The 21,300-nt window shown below is 68.1% G+C and carries 18 protein-coding genes; 11 read left to right on the top strand and 7 right to left on the bottom strand.

Annotated elements, in window-relative coordinates:
- Positions 1–265: 265 nt before the first annotated feature.
- The 4 genes from lysS to CFB81_RS10870 form a co-directional block, all read right to left on the bottom strand.
- Complete coding sequence (lysS, locus tag CFB81_RS10885; protein WP_089435264.1) at positions 266–1,792, bottom strand: lysine--tRNA ligase; 1,527 nt, start codon at positions 1,790–1,792, stop codon at positions 266–268.
- Positions 1,793–1,865: 73 nt separating this feature from the next.
- Positions 1,866–2,970 (bottom strand): peptide chain release factor 2 gene (prfB, locus tag CFB81_RS10880; protein WP_124504323.1). Its coding sequence is split into 2 segments (ribosomal slippage): positions 1,866–2,888 and positions 2,890–2,970, totalling 1,104 coding nucleotides; the frame shifts between segments, so codons are not numbered across the junction.
- A gap of 161 nt (positions 2,971–3,131) precedes the next feature.
- Entirely contained in the window at positions 3,132–4,829 is a 1,698-nt protein-coding gene (gene recJ, locus CFB81_RS10875) for a single-stranded-DNA-specific exonuclease RecJ (protein WP_089435263.1), read from the bottom strand.
- 12 nt (positions 4,830–4,841) lie between these two features.
- Entirely contained in the window at positions 4,842–5,918 is a 1,077-nt protein-coding gene (locus CFB81_RS10870; protein ID WP_179235940.1) for a regulator, read from the bottom strand.
- A gap of 157 nt (positions 5,919–6,075) precedes the next feature.
- Here CFB81_RS10870 and CFB81_RS10865 point away from each other — a divergent pair, with 157 nt between their 5' ends.
- From CFB81_RS10865 to ftsB, 9 genes are all read left to right on the top strand, one after another.
- On the top strand, positions 6,076–7,329 hold the full coding sequence (locus CFB81_RS10865; protein ID WP_006483000.1) for a lipoprotein-releasing ABC transporter permease subunit: 1,254 nt from the start codon (positions 6,076–6,078) through the stop codon (positions 7,327–7,329).
- A complete protein-coding gene (lolD, locus tag CFB81_RS10860; protein ID WP_175806125.1) occupies positions 7,322–8,083 on the top strand; it encodes a lipoprotein-releasing ABC transporter ATP-binding protein LolD in 762 nt (253 codons plus the stop codon). Before CFB81_RS10865 ends, lolD begins: the two co-directional genes overlap by 8 nt.
- A 66-nt stretch (positions 8,084–8,149) precedes the next feature.
- The gene (locus CFB81_RS10855; RefSeq protein ID WP_069617733.1) at positions 8,150–8,938 is read left to right on the top strand and encodes a TatD family hydrolase; all 789 of its coding nucleotides are present in this window, start codon (positions 8,150–8,152) and stop codon (positions 8,936–8,938) included.
- A gap of 57 nt (positions 8,939–8,995) precedes the next feature.
- Positions 8,996–11,485, top strand: a complete 2,490-nt coding sequence (locus CFB81_RS10850) for a DNA internalization-related competence protein ComEC/Rec2 (protein WP_089435262.1) — start codon at positions 8,996–8,998, stop codon at positions 11,483–11,485.
- Between the two features lie 195 nt (positions 11,486–11,680).
- Positions 11,681–12,526, top strand: a complete 846-nt coding sequence (locus CFB81_RS10845) for an alpha/beta fold hydrolase (protein ID WP_069617731.1) — start codon at positions 11,681–11,683, stop codon at positions 12,524–12,526.
- Between the two features lie 169 nt (positions 12,527–12,695).
- Positions 12,696–14,354, top strand: coding sequence for a CTP synthase (locus CFB81_RS10840; protein WP_006478404.1), 1,659 nt, complete (start codon positions 12,696–12,698; stop codon positions 14,352–14,354).
- Positions 14,351–15,205, top strand: a complete 855-nt coding sequence (kdsA, locus tag CFB81_RS10835) for a 3-deoxy-8-phosphooctulonate synthase (RefSeq protein WP_006478405.1) — start codon at positions 14,351–14,353, stop codon at positions 15,203–15,205. Before CFB81_RS10840 ends, kdsA begins: the two co-directional genes overlap by 4 nt.
- A 106-nt stretch (positions 15,206–15,311) precedes the next feature.
- A complete protein-coding gene (eno, locus tag CFB81_RS10830) occupies positions 15,312–16,595 on the top strand; it encodes a phosphopyruvate hydratase (RefSeq protein WP_006478406.1) in 1,284 nt (427 codons plus the stop codon).
- Between the two features lie 81 nt (positions 16,596–16,676).
- Positions 16,677–17,102 (top strand): cell division protein FtsB, encoded by a 426-nt coding sequence (gene ftsB, locus CFB81_RS10825; RefSeq protein ID WP_069617730.1) that lies wholly within the window; start codon positions 16,677–16,679, stop codon positions 17,100–17,102.
- Between the two features lie 89 nt (positions 17,103–17,191).
- Here ftsB and CFB81_RS10820 read toward each other — a convergent pair whose 3' ends face one another.
- From CFB81_RS10820 to CFB81_RS10810, 3 genes are all read right to left on the bottom strand, one after another.
- Positions 17,192–17,506 carry a hypothetical protein gene (locus tag CFB81_RS10820; RefSeq protein WP_179235938.1) on the bottom strand — a complete coding sequence of 105 codons (315 nt, stop codon included), beginning with the start codon at positions 17,504–17,506 and terminating at the stop codon, positions 17,192–17,194.
- Positions 17,507–17,691: 185 nt separating this feature from the next.
- Positions 17,692–18,642, bottom strand: coding sequence for an Hsp33 family molecular chaperone HslO (gene hslO / locus CFB81_RS10815; RefSeq protein ID WP_069617728.1), 951 nt, complete (start codon positions 18,640–18,642; stop codon positions 17,692–17,694).
- Positions 18,643–18,667: 25 nt separating this feature from the next.
- Positions 18,668–19,192, bottom strand: coding sequence for a gamma carbonic anhydrase family protein (locus CFB81_RS10810; protein WP_069617727.1), 525 nt, complete (start codon positions 19,190–19,192; stop codon positions 18,668–18,670).
- Positions 19,193–19,335: 143 nt separating this feature from the next.
- On the opposite strand from CFB81_RS10810, the gene CFB81_RS10805 reads away from it, so the two are divergent.
- Complete coding sequence (locus CFB81_RS10805; RefSeq protein WP_089435260.1) at positions 19,336–20,196, top strand: ferritin-like domain-containing protein; 861 nt, start codon at positions 19,336–19,338, stop codon at positions 20,194–20,196.
- Between the two features lie 173 nt (positions 20,197–20,369).
- On the top strand, positions 20,370–21,260 hold the full coding sequence (locus CFB81_RS10800; protein WP_069617725.1) for an alpha/beta fold hydrolase: 891 nt from the start codon (positions 20,370–20,372) through the stop codon (positions 21,258–21,260).
- Positions 21,261–21,300 lie beyond the last annotated feature (40 nt).

The following is a 21,300-nucleotide window of genomic DNA, read 5'->3' as shown; positions in this document are numbered from 1 at the left end:
GGCGCCTCGTTCTGGTCCCGTGGTCATGCGTGGTGATGCAACAGGAGTGTCGTCCACGGCCGGGCGGTGCGCCGTATCAAGGTGTAACGAATTGCAGCGGGGCATGGGCGGACGTTTCCGGGAAAACCCGGAGAAGCGCGTCGCCGCGAGGGAATAAAAGGGGGGAGGATCGTAGGCCGGCGGACGCCGGCTGGCGGGATTTACGCGTCGTTACAAAGCCGACGCGTGCGCGCCACGGGAGGCGGCGCACACGCGGGGGCGGCCGTCAGTCTTCGCGGCGCAGGTGCGGGAACAGCAGCACGTCGCGGATCGTCGGGCTGTCGGTCAGCAGCATCACCAGACGGTCGATGCCGATCCCGCAACCGCCGGTCGGCGGCATCCCGTATTCGAGCGCGCGGATGTAGTCGGCGTCGAAGAACATCGCTTCCTCGTCGCCCGCATCCTTCTGCTCGACCTGCTTCTTGAAGCGCGCGGCCTGGTCTTCCGGATCGTTCAGCTCCGAGAAGCCGTTCGCGATCTCGCGGCCGGTCATGAACAGCTCGAAACGCTCGGTGATGCCCGGCACCGTATCCGATGCGCGTGCGAGCGGCGACACCTCGACCGGGTAGTCGATGATGTAGGTCGGCTCCCACAGTTGCGATTCCGCGGTTTCCTCGAACAGCGCGAGCTGCAGCGCGCCGATGCCTGCGTTCAGGAACGCCGGTTGCGACACGTCGACGCCGAGGCGCTTCAGTTCGGTGCGCAGGAACGCGTCGTCCGACAGCTGGCCGTCGGTGTAGTCGGGTGCGTACTTCTGGATCGCCTGCGTGATCGTCAGGCGATGGAACGGCTTCGCGAGGTCGAGCTCGCGGCCCTGGTACTGGATCGTCGCGGTGCCGAGCGAATCGATCGCCGCCTGGCGGATCAGTTGCTCGGTGAAGTCCATCAGCCAGCGGTAGTCGGTGTACGCGGCGTAGAACTCCATCATCGTGAATTCCGGGTTGTGACGCGGCGACACGCCTTCGTTCCGGAAATTGCGGTTGATCTCGAACACGCGCTCGAAGCCGCCGACGATCAGGCGCTTCAGATACAGCTCCGGCGCGATGCGCAGGAACATCTGCATGTCGAGCGCATTGTGATGCGTGACGAACGGCTTCGCGGCCGCGCCGCCCGGGATCGGGTGCAGCATCGGCGTCTCGACTTCCATGAACTCGGCGTTGTCCATGAACTTGCGGATCGACGCGATCGTCTTCGTGCGGGCGCGGAACGTGTCGCGCGTTTCCGGCGTGACGATCAGGTCGACGTAGCGCTGGCGGTAGCGCATTTCCTGGTCGGACAGACCGTGGAACTTGTCCGGCAGCGGACGCAGCGCCTTCGACAGCAGGCGCAGTTCCTTGCACTGGACCGACAGCTCGCCCTTGTTGGTGCGGAACAGCACGCCGCGCGCGGCGACGATGTCGCCGAGGTCCCACTTCTTGAACGCGTCGTAGGTGTCGGCGCCGACGTCGTTCGGCGTCACGAAGAACTGGATCTGGCCCGACCCGTCCTGCACCGTCGCGAAGCTCGCCTTGCCCATCACGCGCTTGAGCATCATGCGGCCGGCGACCGACACCTCGACCGGATTCGCTTCGAGCGCGGCCTTGTCCGAATCGGCGAATCTGGCCTGCAGGTCGGCTGCGTGGTGCTCGGGCCGGAAATCGTTCGGATAGGCGACGCCTTGCTCGCGCAACGCGCGCAGCTTCTCGCGGCGCTCGGCGATGATCTGGTTGTCGTCCGCCGTGACGGCGGGCTGCGTTTGGGTCGGTTCGGTCATGATGGTCGGAATTCGGAGTGGGGTGCGGCAACGCAAACGGGAAGGGCGGCGCGGGCCGGCCGCGCCGCGGCGCTTACACGCCCTGTTTGAGGCTCGCGCTGATGAAGTCGTCGAGATCGCCGTCGAGCACCGCCCGCGTGTTGCTCATTTCGACGTTCGTGCGCAGGTCCTTCACGCGGCTCTGGTCGAGCACGTACGAGCGGATCTGGTGGCCCCAGCCCACATCGGTCTTGCTCGATTCGAGCTTGTCCTGCTCGGCCTGGCGCTTGCGCATTTCGACTTCGTACAGGCGCGACTTCAGCATCGCCATCGCTTCGGCGCGGTTGCGGTGCTGCGAGCGGTCGTTCTGGCACTGCACGACGATGCCGGTCGGCATGTGCGTGATCCGCACCGCGGAGTCGGTCTTGTTGATGTGCTGGCCACCCGCGCCGGATGCGCGGTACGTGTCGATGCGCAGGTCGGCCGGGTTGATCTCGACTTCGATCGAGTCGTCGATTTCCGGATAGACGAACACCGACGAGAACGACGTATGGCGGCCGCCCGACGAGTCGAACGGCGACTTGCGCACGAGGCGGTGGATGCCCGTTTCGGTGCGCAGGAAGCCGTACGCGTATTCGCCCGTGACCTTGACCGTCGCGTTCTTGATGCCGGCGACGTCGCCGTCGGACTCTTCGAGCACCTCGGCCTTGAAGCCCTTGCGTTCGCAGTAGCGCAGGTACTGGCGCAGCAGCATCGACGCCCAGTCGCATGCCTCGGTGCCGCCGGCGCCGGCCTGGATGTCGATGAAGCAGTTGTTCGGATCGGCCGGGTTCGAGAACATCCGGCGGAACTCGATGTCGCCGACGCGCGCCTCGAGCTTCGCGGCGTCTTCTTCGGATGCGAGAAGGGTGTCTTCGTCGCCTTCCTCGCGCGCCAGCTCGAACAGGTCGAGCGCGTCGCGCAGGTCGCTATCGAGCACGGTGAGCGTCGTGACGACGCCTTCGAGCAGCTTTTTCTCGCGACCGAGCGCCTGGGCGTTCTTCGAATCGTTCCAGACGTTCGGGTCTTCGAGTTCCTTGTTGACTTCGGTCAGACGCGCAGCTTTGGCGTCGTAGTCAAAGATACCCCCGAAGCTCGCCCGCGCGGTTGCGCAGGTCGAGCAGGGAGCTTTCGATCGCGTTGAGACGTTCCGCTTCCATGATCGTTCGCTATTCTTGCTTCGTAAAAAAGCGGAATTATAGCCGATCGGTGGGGTTTCCCGGTGACGCGGAGTGTGCTTGCATGCGCGCCGCGGCCCCGTTCGGCGCGGCACGCATGCGGCTCGCGAGTGCCGCGGGCCGGTCGGCCGGGTGCCCGGCGCTCAGCCGGCCGCGTGTTCGACGATCAGCTGGACGCGCGTCACGCCGTTCCACGTATCGGCGACGAGCCGGTACGCGACCAGCGCGCTCGCCGGCAGCGGCTCGGTGTGGTTGAACCAGATCGCGTTGAAGCGCTGGCGGCCGCGCGCCAGCTGCAGCTTCAGGTGCTTTTCCTTCACGAGCGACTGCGACACGACGTCGAATTCGCCCGAGAAAAGCGGGGCCGGAAACCCTTGCCCCCACACGGCCTCGTCGAGCAGGCCGACGAACTGCGGCGTGAAGTACGCATCCTCGAGTTCGCCGTCGGTCTCGATCACGCGGGCCAGCGCATCGTCGGACAGCCATTCGCGCGCGACGGCCTCGAACGCGGCCGCGAAGCGCGGCACGTTTTCGGTGTCGAGCGTGAGGCCGGCCGCCATCGCGTGGCCGCCGAACGCGACGATCAGGTCCGGTTCGCGTTTCGACACGAGGTCGAGCGCATCGCGCAGATGGAAGCCGGCGATCGATCGGCCGGAGCCCTTGACCCGCTTGCCGTCGTCGTCGGCGTGCGCGAACGTGAACGACGGGCGGTGGAATTTTTCCTTGAGCCGGCCGGCGACGATGCCGATCACGCCCTGGTGCCATTCGGGATTGAACAGCGTGATCGTGCATGCGTCGGCCGGATCGACGTCGGCGAGATCGGCGAGCGCCTGCTGCTGCATGCCGGCCTCGATTTCGCGGCGCTCGCGGTTCATCACGTCGAGCTGCTGCGCGAGATCCCACGCGCGGCCGATGTCGTCGGTGATCAGGCATTCGATGCCGAGCGACATGTCGGACAGCCGCCCGGCCGCGTTCAGGCGCGGACCGAGGCCGAAGCCGAGGTCGAAGCCCGACGCGGTGCGCGCTTCGCGCGCGGCGGCGCGGAACAGCGCGGCGATGCCCGGCTGCATGCGGCCGTTGCGGATGCGCTGCAGCCCCTGCGCGACGAGCACGCGGTTGTTGCCGTCGAGCCGCACGACGTCGGCGACGGTGCCGAGCGCGACGAGGTCGAGCAGGCCGTCGAGGCGCGGTTCGGCTTCCTTGCTCGCGAACGCGCCGCGGCGACGCAGCTCGGCGCGCAGCGCGAGCAGCACGTAGAACATCACGCCGACGCCGGCGAGGTGCTTGCTCGGGAACGCGCAGCCGGGCTGGTTCGGGTTGACGATCGCGCGCGCGGCGGGCAGCGCGTCGCCGGGCAGGTGATGATCGGTCACGAGCACGTCGATGCCGCGTGCGTTCGCGGCTTCGACGCCGGCGACGCTCGCGATCCCGTTGTCCACGGTGATCAGCAGGTCGGGCTTGCGCGCGGCCGCAAGCTCGACGATCTCGGGCGTGAGGCCGTAGCCGTATTCGAAGCGGTTCGGCACCAGGTAGTCGATCTGCGCGCCGAACATCCGCAGGCCGCGCACCGCGACCGCGCAGGCGGTCGCGCCGTCGCAGTCGTAGTCGGCGACAACCAGCAGGCGCCGCTTGTCGGCGATCGCGTCGGCGAGCAGCGCCGCCGCATCGGCACAGCCTTTCAGCTCGGTGGGCGGAACGAGGCGCGCGAGCGCGGTCTCGATATCGACGGGCGACTGCACGCCGCGCGACGCGTACAGGCGCGCGAGGACGGGGTGCAGGCCGTGGCGCGCGAGCGCTTCGGCGTCGGCGGGCGCGACGGGGCGGGTAACGATGCGGGTCATACGGGGGGCGGGTTATTCGAACAGGGAGGCAAGCGCACGGCGGCGCCACAACTTGCGCAGGTCGGCGCGTGTGGCGCGCAGCGTGACGGAGCTCGTGTCGCCGCACAGCGTGACGTCGATGCTCGCCAGCTCGCCGTTTTGCAGCGCGGCGAGCGCGGGCGCGAACCAGTCGCGCTCCAGTGCGGCGAGGCCGTCGTGCCAGCGCGCCCAGTCCTGCTCGATGAACGGGGTGGTCAGCGTCGGCAGCTCGACGAGCGTCGCGCCATCGGCGGCGGGCAGCGCGCCGAACGTCGCGGGCAGGCCGCCGGCTTCGGCTCGTGCGGCGCGTGCGAGGCCGAGCGCGGCCGGCGATGCGGACAGCACGCGCGCGAAGGGTGTGCCGACCGGCTTCAGCGTGCCCTGCGCATGGAACCAGACCGAATTGACGGCCGGCAATCCACGCGCCTCGCGGGCTTCGTTGACCGGATGCTGGAACCACGCCATCTGTACTTCGTTCTGCAGCTTCATCCACATCCGCGAGCGCTCGCCCGTATGCGCCTCGTGCGGCAGCCAGATCTCGATGTTGCGGCCGCTGGCGCGCAGCGGCGCGGCGCCGGCAAGGCGCGCGAGCTGTTCGCTCGACAGGTACCAGCGCGCCGGGTTCGGCGCTTCAAGCCGCACGCCGAGCTCCTCGATCAGCGGCCGCGCGACCGCGAGCAGCGCGGCCGCGTCGCCGTCGTCGAGCGCGAGGGCGGCCGGATCGACGAGCACGAGGTGATCGTGCGCGATTTCGACGTGCACGGGCTCGACGCACGCCCATGCCTGGGTGCCGGGATCGCCGCCGTCGGCCAACAGCATGTAGGGCGCGAGCGGCGCCTCGTCCGCGGCGTTGCCCTGCGTGGCGCCGAAGCGGCTTGCCAGCCAGCGCTCGTGCGGCAGCGTGCGCTGGAAGTCCTCGCCGGCCACACGCTCGACGAGACTCGCGCGGGCGAGCAACTTTTGGAGCGCGGGGCTGTCCAGCGTGTGCAGGGACGAGGCCGCGTCGGCCGCCGACGGCAGCGCGAACGGAACGAGAAAATGGAGGCGTCGGTCGTGCATGATGGTGCGCATTGTATGGCAAACTGCGCGCGTGATCGGGCCGGCTGACGGCCCGTTCGCGTCCGGCGGCCGTTTTTTCGACCGTGCCCGGGCTGCCGGCCGCCACCCGGCGGCGGTCCGGCCGCGGCGCGCCTCCCGCCTCCCGCCGTAACCAGCAGAAAGGATTCGCTTGAAACTTCCGTACGAATGGCAGATCGGCTGGCGCTACACGCGCGCCGGCAAACGCACGACCGGCAACGGCTTCATTTCCTTCATCGCGCTCGTGTCGATGCTCGGGATCGCGCTCGGCGTCGCGGCGCTGATCGTCGTGCTGTCGGTGATGAACGGCTTCCAGAAGGAAGTGCGTGACCGCATGCTGTCGGTGCTCGCGCACGTCGAGGTGTTCTCGCCGACGGGTTCGATGCCCGACTGGCAACTGACCGCGCAGGAAGCCCGCCGCAATCCGTCGGTGATCGGCGCGGCGCCGTACGTCGACGCGCAGGCGCTGCTCACGCGCCAGGACGCGGTGAGCGGCGTGATGCTGCGCGGCGTCGAGCCGTCGCTCGAGCCGCAGGTCTCCGACATCGGCAAGGACATGAAGGCCGGGCAGCTCGGCGCGCTCGTGCCGGGCCAGTTCGGCATCGTGCTCGGCGACGCGCTCGCCGGCAATCTCGGCGTGACGGTCGGCGACAAGGTCACGCTCGTCGCGCCCGAAGGCTCGATCACGCCGGCCGGCATGATGCCGCGCCTGAAGCAGTTCACGGTCGTCGGCGTGTTCGAATCGGGCCACTACGAATACGACAGCACGCTCGCGATGATCAACATCCGCGACGCCGAGGCGCTGTTCCGGATGAGCGCGCCGACCGGCGTGCGGCTGCGGCTCACCGACATGCAGAAGGCGCCGCAGGTCGCGGTCGAGCTGTCGCATACGCTGTCGGGCAGCCTGTACATCCGCGACTGGACCCAGCAGAACAAGACGTGGTTCTCGGCCGTGCAGATCGAGAAGCGGATGATGTTCATCATCCTCACGCTGATCATCGCGGTGGCCGCGTTCAACCTCGTGTCGTCGCTCGTGATGACGGTGACCAACAAGCAGGCCGACATCGCGATCCTGCGCACGCTCGGCGCGCAGCCGGGGTCGATCATGAAGATCTTCGTCGTGCAGGGCGTGACGATCGGCTTCGTCGGCACCGCGTCGGGCGTCGCGCTCGGCTGCCTGATCGCATGGAGCATCCCGTGGCTGATCCCGATGATCGAACACCTGTTCGGCGTGCAGTTCCTGCCGCCGTCGGTGTACTTCATCAGCGAGCTGCCGTCCGAACTCGTCGCGAGCGACGTGATCCGGATCGGGCTGATCGCGTTCGCGCTGTCGGCCGTCGCGACGCTCTATCCGAGCTGGCGCGGCGCGAAGGTGAAGCCGGCGGAGGCGCTCCGCTATGAATGACCGCGCGGCCGCATTCGCGGATTCACGACAACAACACAACAGACAGGATTCGGCAGGTATGCAGGAATACGTGCTTCAGGCGCGCGGGATCACGAAGGCGTTCGTGCAGGGCGGCTTCAACGTGCAGGTGCTCAACAACACCGAGCTGACGGTGCGGCGCGGCGAGAAGCTCGCGGTCGTCGGCGCGTCGGGGTCCGGCAAGAGCACGCTGCTGCACGTGCTCGGCGGTCTCGACGAGCCGAGCGCCGGCGAAGTGTCGCTGCTCGGCAAGCCGTTTACGCAGCTCGCCGAGCGCGAGCGCAACGAGCTGCGCAACCGCGCGCTCGGCTTCGTCTACCAGTTCCATCACCTGCTGCCCGAGTTCACGGCGCTCGACAACGTCGCGATGCCGCTGCGCATCCGCCGGATGACGACCGAGGACGCGCGCGCGCAGGCACAGGCGATGCTCGAACGCGTCGGTCTCGGCCCGCGGGCGAAGCACCGGCCGGGCGAGCTGTCGGGCGGCGAACGGCAGCGCGTCGCGATCGCGCGCGCGCTGGTCACGAAGCCCGCATGCGTGCTCGCCGACGAGCCGACCGGCAACCTCGACGGCACGACGGCCGATACGGTGTTCAACCTGATGCTCGAACTGTCCGAGACGCTCGAAACGAGTTTCGTGATCGTCACGCACGACCCCGATCTCGCCGCGCGCTGCGACCGCATCATGCGGCTGCGCGACGGGGTGCTGCACGAGGAGCCGGCGCTGCCGGTGTAAAAAAGCCACGCCGTTGGCCGGCCGCCGGTTCGTCGCGGCACGGCGCAACGACACAGGACCGCTGACATGTGGATCGACACGCACTGCCATCTCGATGCCGCCGAGTTCGACGCCGACCGCGACGGGGTCGCGCAGGCTGCGCGCGCGGTCGGCGTGTCGCGCATCGTGATCCCGAGCATCGGGCGCGACAACTTCACGACGGTGCGCGAACTCGCGCAGCGCACGCCGGGTGCGGTCTATGCGCTCGGCATCCATCCGATGTATACGCCGCAGGCGCGCGACGCCGATCTCGACCGGCTGCGCATGGAGATCGAGGCGAGCCTCGACGATCCGCGGTTCGTCGCGATCGGCGAGATTGGGCTCGACTATTTCGTGCCGGGGCTCGACGAAGCGCGGCAGCAGTTCTTCTATCAGGGCCAGCTCAGGCTCGCGCGGGAATTCGACCTGCCGGTGCTGTGCCACGTGCGCAAGTCGCAGGACCGCGTGCTCGCCGGGCTGCGCCGTTTCGGCGTGCGGCGCGGCATCGCGCATGCGTTCAACGGCAGTTTTCAGCAGGCCGAAGCGTACCTGGCGCAGGGGCTGCATCTCGGCTTCGGCGGCAACGTGACCTTCACGCGCGCGCGGCAGATCCGCCGGCTCGCCACCGAGTTGCCGCTCGACGCGCTCGTCGTCGAGACCGACGCGCCCGACATCGCGCCCGAATGGGCATACAAATCCCGCAATACGCCTGATCAGGTACCGCGGATCGGCGGCGTGCTCGCCGAATTGCGCGGGCTCGAGACTGGCGAACTGGCCGTATGCACTTCGGCTAACGCGCTCGCCGCGCTGCCGCGACTCGCACTTTCGTCCGCATAATCGTTGCCGGAAGGCGCCGCGTTGCAGGGGGCGGCGCCGGGTCGACGAGGAGGCGGAATGCGCGTGTGGTGGATCGCGTTCGCGCTCGGCGTCGTCGTGCTGCAGCGGCAGGCGGCGTTGCCCGGGGCGGTCGCATGGACGATCGGAGCAGCCGTGCTCGCGGGCTGCGCGGCGCTGGGCACATGGTGCGTGCGTCGGCGGCGCACGCGCGCGGTCGTGGTATGCGGATGGATGCTGTGCGCGGTCGCGGCCTGCGTCGCGGGGTTCGGCTATGCGGCCGCGCGCGCCGAATGGCGGCTGCGCGACAGCCTGCCTGTCGAGTGGGAAGGGCGCGACATCGTCGTCACGGGCGTGATCCGCGGGCTGCCCGTCGTCGACGAGACAGGCGCGCGGCTGCTGTTGGCGGTCGAGTCGAACGATGCAGGCCTCGCCCGTTTTCCGCCGTTGATCCGGTTGTCGTGGCGCGCGTACGGCGCATCCGCGACACGCGATGCGCTTCCGGATTTGCGCGCTGCCGAACGCTGGCGTTTCGTCGTGCGTCTCAAGCGTCCGCATGCCGAGGCCAATCCCGGCGTGCGCGACAGCGAGGCGGCATGGCTCGCCGCGGGCATTCGTGCGATCGGCTATGTCAGTGCACCGCGTCGGGCGGTATTGCTCGGTGCGCGCGTATCGGGATGGCGTGCATCGATCGATCGGGTGCGCGACACGCTGCGCGCACGCATCGGCGCGGTGCTGGGCACCGATGCGGCGCACCGGGGCATCGTCGCGGCGTTGGCGATCGGCGACCAGTCGGGCATTGGCGACGACGACTGGCGCGTCCTGCGCAACACGGGCACGAGCCACCTGGTCGCGATTTCCGGTCTCCATGTCGGGCTGGTCGGCGCGATTGCCGGCTGGCTCGTGTCGATGGTCTGGCGCCGCGTGCGCTGGCGCGCGCGGGCCGCGACGCTCGTGTTGCCGGCGCCGTACGCGGCCGCGCTTGCCGCGCTGGTTGCTGCCGCGGGCTACGCCGCGCTCGCCGGCTTCAACGTGCCGGCGCAGCGCGCGTGGTGGATGATCGCGGGCGGCGGCGTCGCGTATCTGGCCGGCCGCAGCGTGCCGACGTCCGCGGTGTTGTGCGCGGCGCTCGGCGGCGTGCTGCTCGCCGATCCGTGGGCCGTACTGTCGGCCGGCTTCTGGCTGTCGTTCGGTGCGGTCGCGGTGATCCTGCTGGCCGTCGCCGGCTGGCGTGCGGTGCGCGAGCTCGACGATGTCGACGAAGCGGGCGCGGAAAGCGGCGCGGCCTGCTTGCGGAGCCGGTTGCGCGGGTGGGCGACGCGTGGCCGGCGCCGCATCGCCGAGGCGACGCGCGTGCAGTACGCGGTGACGATCGGTCTTGCGCCGCTCACCGCCGCCTGGTTCGCGCAGGTTTCCCTGTCGGGTCCGTTCGGCAATGCGTTCGCGATTCCGTGGGTCAGCTCGGTCGTGACGCCGGTCGTGCTGGCCGGCATCGCGTTGCCGCCGCCGCTCGATGCGGCGGCCTTTCGGCTTGCGCATGCGGCGCTCGCACCGATGATGACGCTGCTCGCGCAGCTGGCCGACTGGCCGGCCGGCGTGTTCTGGCTGCGCATGCCCGACTGGCCGGTACTGGCGCTCGCATGCGTGGGCGTCGCGTGGGCGCTGATGCCGCGCGGCTGGCCGTTGCGCTGGGCGGCGCCGCTGACGTGGCTGCCGCTCGTCGCGCCGGCGCCCGATGCGCCGCCGCCCGGCGGCTTTCGGCTGACCGTGCTCGACGTCGGGCAAGGCGCGGCGGTGCTGGTCGAAACCGCGCGGCGGACGTTGCTGTTCGATGCGGGGCCGGGCGCGGAGTCGTCCCACGCCGGTACGCGGATCGTCGCGCCGGCGTTGCGGGCGCGCGGCATCGCGACGATCGACTCGCTCGTCCTCAGTCACGCGGATGCCGATCACGCGGGCGGCGCGCCGGCCGTTTATGCGGCCGCCGACGTGCGTCAGCTGCTGGCCGGTATTGCGCCGCGGCACCGGCTGTGGCGCGATGCGCAGGCGGCCGGCGTGGCCGATCGGCTGCCTTGCGCAGCCGGGCAGCGGTGGAGCTGGGACGGCGTCGTCTTCACGATGCTGTGGCCGCCGGGCGGGGTGGGCACGGGTTCGTCCAACGGACAATCGTGTGTGCTGCGTATCGACGCCGGCGGCACCTCCGCGCTGCTGACGGGCGACATCGAGGCCGCCGCCGAGCGTCGGCTGGTGGCCGACGCGCGCGACGCGCTGGCCGCGCAGATCCTGGTCGTTCCGCACCATGGCAGCCGTACGTCGTCGATCGAGCCTTTCCTCGATTCGGTCGGGCCGCGCGTCGCGGCTTTTCCTGTAGGCTATCGCAATCGCTTCGGGCATCCGCACCGGACGGTCCTCGCCCGCTACGAGGCGCGCGGGATTCCGCTGCCGCGCACCGATCGCGACGGCGCCGTGCGGTTCGACGTCGCGCCGGCCGGCGGCGGGTTCGCATTCGCGCGCTATCGCGACGAACGGCGCCGGTACTGGATGGACCGGTGAGCGCGGCGAAGGCCGGCGTATCGGGACGGAAAGCGCCAGGCCGGCCTACCGTGCCGAAGCGCGGTTCCGACACAGATAAATATGAAGCATGGGGCTGGCGTAAGCGCTGAAGCGCTTACGCCCACCGACCGCGAAGCATGGGGTGGGAGTACGTGCTGAAGCACTGACTCCCGCCGACAAAGGAGACATCGGCGTTTGAAGGACATCCTCCACTTCTCGCATGCGAACGGCTTTCCGGCGTCGACGTACCGGACGATCTTCGCCGAGCTGGCCGACGACTACGAGCTGCGCTACATCGAACGGATCGGCCACGATCGCCGCTACCCGGTGACGCGCGACTGGCCGCATCTCGTCGAACAACTGCTCGACGATATCGGCAGCCGCTACGAGCGCCCGGTCTGGCTCGTCGGCCATTCGCTCGGCGGCTACCTGTCGCTGATGGCTGCGTTGAAGAAGCCGCAGTGGGTGCGCGGCGTCGTGATGATCGATTCGCCGATCATCGCGGGCTGGCGCGCCGGCGCGCTGCGCGCGAGCCAGTGGGCGGGGCTCGACGAGCGGCTGTCGCCGGCCGCCGCGACGCGCAACCGGCGCACGCGCTGGACGAGCCGCGACGAAGTGTGGCGGCACTTTCGCGAGAAGCCCGCGTTCGCGCGCTGGGACGAGCGGATGCTCGCCGACTATATCGACCACGGGATCCCTCAGGCCGGCGCCGACGGCGAGCGCGCGCTGGCGTTCGACCGGCAGGTCGAATACCTGATCTACCGGACGCTGCCGCACACGCTCGGCCCGCGGCTCGCACACGGCGCGCCGGTGCCGCTCGGCTTCCTCGCCGGCACGCGCTCGCGCGAGGTGCGGCAGGTCGGGCTCGATGCGACGCGCCGCGCGACGCGCGGGCGCATCGAATGGCTCGAGGGGAGCCACCTGTTCCCGATGGAACGGCCGATCGAGACCGCCCGCGCATTGCAGCGGATGCTGAATTCGCTGAAGGCGGAGGAGGGCGGCGTTTCGCAGGCAGGCGCGCCGCTCGCGAAGCGCGCCTGACGCTTCGCCGGGCGGCCGGAACGCCCGCCGGCGCGCATGCGCGCGGCGCCGACCGGCCGGCCGGTTCGTGTCGGCGCGGGCCGGCACGAAAGGGCGCGATCATCACGTCAATTGCTGAGAGAAGGGCGGGCTTTACGGTATAATCCGTTTTTCCCGCGAGCATCCAGCGATGACCAAATATGTTTTCGTCACCGGCGGCGTAGTTTCTTCCCTCGGCAAGGGTATTGCCGCCGCCTCTCTCGCCGCGATCCTCGAATCGCGCGGTCTGAAAGTCACCCTCCTCAAACTCGATCCCTACATCAACGTCGACCCCGGCACGATGAGCCCGTTCCAGCACGGCGAAGTGTTCGTGACGGAAGACGGAGCGGAGACCGACCTCGACCTCGGCCACTATGAGCGCTTCATCAGCACGAAGATGCGCAAGGCCAACAACTTCACGACCGGCCAGATCTACGAATCGGTGATCCGCAAGGAACGCCGCGGCGACTATCTCGGCAAGACCGTGCAGGTCATTCCGCACATCACGAACGAAATCCAGGCGTTCATCGAGCGCGGGGCCGCATCGGCCACCTGCGGCGAGCCGGACGTCGCGATCGTCGAGATCGGCGGCACGGTCGGCGACATCGAGTCGCTGCCGTTCCTCGAGGCCGCGCGCCAGATGAGCCTGCGCCTCGGTCGCAACAGCGCGTGCTTCGTGCACCTGACGCTCGTGCCGTACGTCGCGACGGCCGGCGAGCTGAAGACGAAGCCGACCCAGCACAGCGTGCAGAAGCTGCGCGAGATCGGCATCCTGCCGCACGTGCTGCTGTGCCGCGCGGATCGCCGCATCCCCGACGACGAATCGAAGAAGATCTCGATGTTCTCGAACGTGCCGGAAGACGCGGTGATCTCGGTGTGGGACGCCGACAGCATCTACAAGATTCCGCAGATGCTGCACGACCAGGGCCTCGACCGGATCATCTGCGAAGAGCTGAAGCTGTCGCCGAAGGACGCCGACCTGAGCATGTGGTCGGCGCTCGTCGAGAAGCTGGAAAACCCGAAGCAGGAAGTGACGATCGGCATGGTCGGCAAGTACGTCGACCTGACCGAGTCGTACAAGTCGCTGATCGAGGCGCTGCGCCATGCGTCGATCCACACGTCGACCAAGGTCAACATAGAGTACATCGACTCGGAAGAGCTCGAGACGAACGGCGTCGACAGCCTGAAGCATCTCGACGCCGTGCTGGTGCCGGGCGGGTTCGGCCGTCGCGGCACGGAAGGCAAGATCGCCGCGGTTCGCTATGCGCGCGAGTCGAAGGTGCCGTACCTCGGCATCTGCCTCGGCATGCAGCTCGCGGTGATCGAATTCGCGCGCGACGTCGTCGGCCTGAAGCAGGCGAACAGCACGGAATTCGATCCGGACACGCCGGAGCGCGTGGTCGCGCTGATCACCGAATGGTACGACCGCGAAGGCAAGGTCGAGACGCGCACCGAGGAATCCGACCTCGGCGGCACGATGCGCCTGGGTTCGCAGCGCTGCCCGATCAAGCCGGGCACGATGGCGGAAGAAATCTACGGCAAGGACGTGAACGAGCGCCATCGCCACCGTTATGAAGTCAATAACCGCTTCGTGCCCCAGCTCGAAGCCGGCGGCCTTATCATCAGCGCCCGTACCCCGAGCGAGGATCTGCCGGAAATGATGGAGTTGCCGCGTTCGATGCACCCGTGGTTCGTCGGCGTTCAGTTCCACCCGGAATTCACGTCCACGCCGCGTGACGGTCATCCGCTGTTCAAGTCGTTCGTCGAAGCCGCGCTCGCCAACAAGCAAGCGCGCGGAGTGCAAGCATGAAGCTGTGCGATTTCGAGGTCGGCCTCGACCAGCCTTTCTTCCTGATCGCGGGTACCTGCGTCGTCGAATCGGAGCAAATGACGATCGACACGGCCGGCCGCCTGAAGGAAATCTGCGAGAAGCTGAACGTTCCGTTCATCTACAAGTCGTCCTACGACAAGGCAAACCGCAGTTCGGGCAAGTCGTTTCGCGGCCTCGGAATGGACGAGGGGCTGCGGATCCTCGGCGAGGTGAAGCGCCAGCTCGGCCTGCCGGTGCTGACCGACGTGCATTCGATCGACGAGATCGAGCAGGTCGCGTCGGTCGTCGACGTGCTGCAGACGCCGGCGTTCCTGTGCCGTCAGACCGATTTCATCCATGCGTGCGCGCGCTCGGGCAAGCCCGTCAACATCAAGAAGGGCCAGTTCCTCGCGCCGCACGACATGAAGAACGTGATCGACAAGGCGCGCGACGCGGCGCGTGAAGCCGGTCTGTCGGAAGACCGCTTCATGGCGTGCGAGCGCGGCGTCTCGTTCGGCTACAACAATCTCGTGTCGGACATGCGTTCGCTCGCGATCATGCGCGAAACGAACGCGCCGGTCGTGTTCGATGCGACCCACTCGGTGCAGTTGCCGGGCGGGCAGGGCACGAGCTCGGGCGGCCAGCGCGAATTCGTGCCGGTGCTCGCGCGTGCGGCGGTCGCGACGGGTGTCGCGGGCCTCTTCATGGAAACGCATCCGAATCCGGCCGAGGCGAAGTCGGACGGCCCGAACGCGGTGCCGCTGAACCGCATGGGCGCGTTGCTGGAGACCCTCGTCACGCTCGACCAGGCGGTGAAGCGCAATCCGTTCCTGGAAAACGATTTCAATTAAAGATCGAATGAACCTTGCGACGGCTTCGCGCGTCTGTAGCGAAAGCGGTTGCGGCGCGCACGCCGTCGCAGTTTGAAGAATCCATCGTCATTCTCAGAGGAAACCCATGAGTGCAATCGTAGATATCATCGGCCGCGAGATTCTGGATTCGCGCGGCAACCCGACCGTCGAATGCGACGTGCTGCTCGAATCGGGCACGATGGGCCGCGCGGCGGTGCCGTCGGGCGCGTCCACCGGCTCGCGTGAAGCGATCGAACTGCGCGACGGCGAAGCCGGCCGCTACAACGGCAAGGGCGTGCTGAAGGCGGTCGAGCACATCAACACCGAAATCTCCGAAGCCATCATGGGCCTCGACGCGTCGGAACAGGCGTTCCTCGACAAGACGCTGCTCGAGCTGGACGGCACCGACAACAAGTCGCGCCTCGGCGCGAACGCGATGCTGGCCGTGTCGATGGCCGTCGCGAAGGCCGCCGCCGAAGAGGCCGGCCTGCCGCTGTACCGCTATTTCGGCGGCTCGGGCGCGATGCAACTGCCGGTGCCGATGATGAACATCGTCAACGGCGGCGCGCATGCGAACAACAGCCTGGACATCCAGGAATTCATGATCGTCCCGGTCAGCCAGCCGACGTTCCGTGAAGCGCTGCGTTGCGGCGCGGAAGTGTTCCACGCGCTGAAGAAAATCCTCAGCGACCGCGGCATGAGCACGGCGGTCGGCGACGAAGGCGGTTTCGCACCGAACTTCGGCAGCAACGACGAGTGCCTGTCGACGATCCTGCAGGCGATCGAGAAGGCCGGCTACCGTGCGGGCGAAGACGTGCTGCTCGCGCTCGACTGCGCGGCATCCGAGTTCTACCACGACGGCAAGTACCAGCTCGCGGGCGAAGGCCTGCAACTGTCGTCGGCCGAATTCACCGACTACCTCGCGACGCTCGCCGACAAGTTCCCGATTGTGTCAATCGAGGACGGCATGCACGAAAGCGACTGGGACGGCTGGAAGCTGCTGACCGACCGCCTCGGCAAGAAGGTGCAGCTGGTCGGCGACGACCTGTTCGTGACCAACACGCGCATCCTGAAGGAAGGCATCGAGAAGGGCATCGCGAACTCGATCCTCATCAAGATCAACCAGATTGGTACGCTGACCGAAACATTCGCGGCGATCGAAATGGCGAAGCGTGCGGGTTACACGGCCGTGATCTCGCACCGCTCGGGCGAAACGGAAGATTCGACGATCGCGGACATCGCGGTCGGCCTGAACGCCGGTCAGATCAAGACGGGTTCGCTGTCGCGCAGCGACCGCATCTCGAAGTACAACCAGTTGCTGCGTATCGAGGAAGATCTCGGCGACATCGCGAGCTACCCGGGCAAATCGGCTTTCTATAACCTGCGCTAACGCGCTACTATCGGGTTCGTCATCTCGACGCCGCTCTGTGCCTGTGCGCGGAGCGGCGCTTCTTATATCTGCGTCTCTTACATGCGGCTTGTCACTGTCGTCCTGATTGCCTTGCTGGCGCTCATTCAGTACCCCCTATGGTGGGGACACGGCGGCTGGCTGCGGGTGCACGAATTGCGTCAGCAGCTCGACGACCAGCTGCAGAAGAACGCGGACGAGAAGCTGCGCAACGAGCGCACCGCCGGCGAAGTGCAGGATCTGCAGAGCGGCACCGCGGCGATCGAGGAGCGTGCGCGCTACGAGATGGGCATGGTGAAGGACGGCGAAGTATTCGTGCAGTTCGTGTCGCCGAATGCACCTGCAGGACCGGTGAACACCACGCCGTCGAATACGTCGACGCGCGGCGCCGTGTCCGCGGCCCCGGTGCGGGTCGTGCCGAATCCGCAGTCGGTCGCGAAGCCGTCGCGGCATCACGGCGGCGACAAGGGCAAGGCGGCGCATCACTGAGCGCGATACCTCGAATTCATTGAAAAAGCGCGGGAAATGCCGCGCTTTTTTATTTCCTGCCAGTCGTCAATCGAGCGGGCGATGCCTGCTCACCACCACCAGCCCGGGTAGCCGTAACCGATGCCGGTGCCCCAGCGATTGCCCCATCCACCGTAGTACCCGCCGTAGACCGTCACGGGCGGCGGCGAATAATAGGCCCACGCACGCGCGGCTGCTTCGGCCGCCATCGCGTTGTTTTGCTCGCGCAGCACCTGCTGGTCGATCTCGTCGTAGCGCTTGCGTTCGGCGCTCGACAGCACGGGCGGCTGGCCGCCCGACGCGCCCGGTTCGGGCAGGCGGCTCAGGATCGTGGCAGTCGGCGGGGGCATCGCGCAGCCGGCAAGCGCGAGCGTACCGGCGGCCATGCTTGTCAGGACGAGAGTGCGGAGGGTGCAAAAGAGGCGGCGATTCATGTGTTTCTCCTGCGGCGCGCCGACCGCGGAAAGCGGCTTGCGCCGAAGGCCGTGCCTCCGGCGCCTGAACCGCGCGTGCGGCGCTCGTGCGTCATTATGCGCCCGCGCCGTGCCGCTGGCGGGCACGGGCGCGCGGCTCAGTGACGCTGGTCGGTCGCGGGTGCGATGCCGGTTTCGACACCGGGCGCCGCGAACAGTTGCGCGACGTCGACCGGATCGAATTCGTAGCGCTGGTTGCAGAACTCGCAGTGGATCTCGACGTGGCCGCGCTCGACGATCACGCTGTCGACTTCCTCGCGACCGAGCATGCGCAGCATCGCGCCGACCTTCTCGCGCGAGCACGAGCACTGGAAGCGCGTGCCGGCCGGTTCGAAGTGCTGCACGTTTTCCTGCCAGAACAGCCGGCGGAACACCACTTCCGGTTCGACTTCGAGCAGTTCCTTCGCGGACAGCGTGCCGCCGAGCGTGCACACGCGCTCCCACGTGTCGATATCGGTTTCGGCGTTGCGCGGCACGATGCCGCCGTCGCCCGGCAGCTTCTGCAGCAGCATCCCGACCGCGCGATCGCGATCGGCCGCGAGCCACAGCCGCGTGTCGAGCTGCTCCGAGTGATGCATGTAGTGCTCGAGTACCTGCGACACCGATTCGAGCGGGCCGTCGACGCCGTTCAGCGGCACGATACCCTGGTACGGCTGCTGGCCCGGCAGCTTGTCGGCCGGGTCGAGCGTGATCACGCAACGGCCGTGGCCGCTCGCGTTGACGAGCGACGCGAAGCTCGTGTCGTCGTCGATCGTCTGCGCGGCGTCGCCCGAGAACTTCGCGGTGGCCCGCATCGACAGGTCGGACCCGCACTGGACGACCAGCATCTGGACCGGCCCGTCGCCGAAGATCTGCATGATCAGGGTGCCGTGAAATTTCAGGTTCGCGGACAGCAGCGCGCACGCGGCCATCATCTCGCCGAGCACCGTGCGCACGGGGGCAGGGTAGTCGCGGCGGGCGAGCACTTCCTGCCACGTGTTGCGCAGCGAAACGATCTCGCCGCGCACGGGCGCCGCATTGAACATGAATTTCTGTAACTGGTCGCTCACTCTTCTTCCTTGAAATCCGTGCGAATCACCCGATCCGCACGAGTTGCTCCTTGAAATGCGCGCGTCGCTCGACATATGTCTTCGCGTTTGCGCGCAGCCGCGCGACGTCTTCGGCCGACAGCTCGCGCACGACTTTCGCCGGTGCGCCGAGAATCAGCGAGTTGTCCGGGAACGTCTTGCCTTCCGTCACGACCGCGCCGGCACCCACCAGACAGTTGCGGCCGATGACCGCTCCATTCAAGACCACCGCCTGAATCCCGATCAGCGAACCTTCGCCGATCGTGCAGCCGTGCAGCATCGCCTGGTGCCCGATCGTCACGTTGTCCGCAATCGTCAGCGGAAAGCCCGGGTCGGTATGCAGGACCGCGCCTTCCTGGACGTTGCTGCCGGCGCCGACCGTGATCGTCTCGTTGTCGCCGCGAATCGTCGCGCCGAACCACACGCTCGCGTTTTCCTCGAGCACGACCTTGCCGATGATGGCCGCCGTGTCGGCGACGAATACGCTTTCGTGGATCGTCGGGGCCGTATCGCCCAGCTTGTAGATCGTCACGGGGTCTCCTTGTCTCTTCGATGATGGGCGCCGGTAGAATGGCGCGTCCGGTTTGCCCGGCGCCTGGCGCCGTGGAACAAACGCATATTGTAAACCGTCGCGTGCCTGTGCTCCCGCGACGCGTACGCAAGGTGTCCCCGTTTATGAGCATCGTGTCTTCTTCTTTCGGCCCGGCGCCCGCTTGTGTGCGCAGCGTGGCGCTCGACGCGCTGCGTATTGCCGAGCCGGCGGCCAAGGCCGCGCAGGTGCGCGCGCTGCACGATGCGCTGCGAGCCGGGCAGGCCGCGATCGCATCGTCGCTTCAGCTGCACGAACCGGCCGGTCTGCCCGGGCGCCCGGCGCGGCCGCCGCTCGTCGAGCCGCGCGCGCTGCAGCGGCGCAGCATGCGATCGCCGGAAGGGCGTGCCGTGCTGTTGCACGCGCTTGCCCATATCGAATTCAATGCGATCAACCTGGCGCTCGACGCAGTCTGGCGCTTCGCGGGCCTGCCGGACGCGTTCTACGCAGACTGGCTGAAGGTCGCGGCCGAGGAGGCCTACCACTTCACGCTGCTGTCCGACCGGCTCGCCGACGGGTTCGGGCATGCGTACGGCGATTTTCCCGCGCACAACGGACTGTGGGAGATGTGCGAGCGGACCAGGAACGACGTGCTCGCGCGCATGGCGCTCGTGCCGCGGACGCTCGAGGCCCGCGGGCTCGACGCGTCGCCGCCGATCCGCGCACGGCTCGTGCAGGCGGGCGACGATGCGTCGGCCGCGATCCTCGACGTGATCCTGCGCGACGAAATCGGCCACGTCGCGATCGGCAACCGCTGGTTCCGCCATCTGTGCGACGCCGCCGGGCGCGACCCCGTGCCGACCTACCGGCAGCTCGCCGAGCAGTACCACGCGCCACGACTGCGCGGCCCGTTCAATTTCGATGCGCGGCGCGATGCCGGCTTCGAGCAGGCCGAACTCGACGAACTGGCCGCCCAGGATGCGGCGGACGGACGTCCCGCACATTAGCCGGATCGCGTTCGGCCGCGTCCGGGTGGTCGCCGCCGGCTCGCGCACCTGAGCGATGGCGTGTTGCCGGCCGGCGCTGGAACGACCTCGCCGCTAGAGCGGTACCTCGATCGCCGGCCGCCGGAACCGGGGCGCCGCTATAATCGAACGATCATTCTTTTTTGGCGGTTGCAATGAGTGCCTCGAGTTCTGTTTCCGATTTCATCACGGTGCGCGGCGTCCAGCTGCATGTACGGCGCTGGGGCCGGCCCGATGCGCCGACGCTGTTCATGCTGCACGGCTGGATGGACGTCGCGGCGTCGTTCCAGTTCGTCGTCGATGCGCTCGCGGGCGACTGGCAGGTGATCGCGCCCGATGCGCGCGGCTTCGGGCTGTCCGACTGGCCGGTCGCGCGGCAGGGCGGCGGCCACTACTGGTTCCACGAGTACCTGGGCGACCTCGATGCGCTCGTCGACCGCTACGCGCCGACCGGCGAGGTCAACCTCATCGGACACAGCATGGGCGCGAACGTCGTGTGCCTGTATGCCGGCGCGCGGCCGGAACGCGTGCGCCGCGTGGTCGATCTCGAAGGGTTCGGGCTCGCGCCGGCCCGCGCCGAACAGGCGCCGCGCCGGCTACGCGGCTGGCTCGACGAGCTGCGCGAGCCGCCCGCGCTGCGGCCGTACGCGTCCCTCGACGACGTGGCGGCGCGCCTGATCAAGACCAATCCGCGGCTCGACCCGCGCCGCGCCGCATTTCTCGCCGCGCACTGGTCGAAACGCGGCGACGACGGCCTCTACCATCTGCTGGCCGACCCGGCGCACAAGATGCCGGGCCCGCTGCTGTACCGGCTCGACGAAGTGATGGCGACCTGGAAGCAGGTGCGCGCGAAGGTGCTGCACGTCGAGGCCGTCAATTCGCCGACGCTCGCTTACATCGCCGGCGATATTCCTCTGCCCGAATTCAAGGCGCGCTTCAACGCGTTCCCCGACTGGCGCGAGAAGCTCATCGAGGATGCCGGCCACATGGTGCATCACGACCAGCCCGAGCAGATCGCGGCGCTGATCGAGGCGTTCTGCGCGTAGGCGCGCGGCCCGGGTGGCACGGCGGGCGGCCGGCGCAATT

The organism is Burkholderia sp. AU28863 (assembly GCF_002223195.1).
GTDB classification, from domain to species: Bacteria; Pseudomonadota; Gammaproteobacteria; order Burkholderiales; family Burkholderiaceae; genus Burkholderia; species Burkholderia sola.
Note: the sequence above shows the minus strand (reverse complement) of the source record. Positions and strands in the feature narration are given on the sequence as shown.

Bases quoted from the DNA above. Each gene is read 5' to 3' on its own strand.
- CFB81_RS10805 (WP_089435260.1), top strand. From the start codon at position 19,336: ATGAGCATCGTGTCTTCTTCTTTCGGCCCGGCGCCCGCTTGTGTGCGC.
- lolD (WP_175806125.1), top strand. From the start codon at position 7,322: ATGAATGACCGCGCGGCCGCATTCGCGGATTCACGACAACAACACAAC.
- CFB81_RS10800 (WP_069617725.1), top strand. From the start codon at position 20,370: ATGAGTGCCTCGAGTTCTGTTTCCGATTTCATCACGGTGCGCGGCGTC.
- CFB81_RS10855 (WP_069617733.1), top strand. From the start codon at position 8,150: ATGTGGATCGACACGCACTGCCATCTCGATGCCGCCGAGTTCGACGCC.
- lysS (WP_089435264.1), bottom strand. From the start codon at position 1,792: ATGACCGAACCGACCCAAACGCAGCCCGCCGTCACGGCGGACGACAAC.
- CFB81_RS10820 (WP_179235938.1), bottom strand. From the start codon at position 17,506: ATGGCCGCCGGTACGCTCGCGCTTGCCGGCTGCGCGATGCCCCCGCCG.
- CFB81_RS10840 (WP_006478404.1), top strand. From the start codon at position 12,696: ATGACCAAATATGTTTTCGTCACCGGCGGCGTAGTTTCTTCCCTCGGC.
- ftsB (WP_069617730.1), top strand. From the start codon at position 16,677: ATGCGGCTTGTCACTGTCGTCCTGATTGCCTTGCTGGCGCTCATTCAG.
- CFB81_RS10850 (WP_089435262.1), top strand. From the start codon at position 8,996: ATGCGCGTGTGGTGGATCGCGTTCGCGCTCGGCGTCGTCGTGCTGCAG.
- CFB81_RS10870 (WP_179235940.1), bottom strand. From the start codon at position 5,918: ATGCGCACCATCATGCACGACCGACGCCTCCATTTTCTCGTTCCGTTC.
- recJ (WP_089435263.1), bottom strand. From the start codon at position 4,829: ATGACCCGCATCGTTACCCGCCCCGTCGCGCCCGCCGACGCCGAAGCG.
- kdsA (WP_006478405.1), top strand. From the start codon at position 14,351: ATGAAGCTGTGCGATTTCGAGGTCGGCCTCGACCAGCCTTTCTTCCTG.
- eno (WP_006478406.1), top strand. From the start codon at position 15,312: ATGAGTGCAATCGTAGATATCATCGGCCGCGAGATTCTGGATTCGCGC.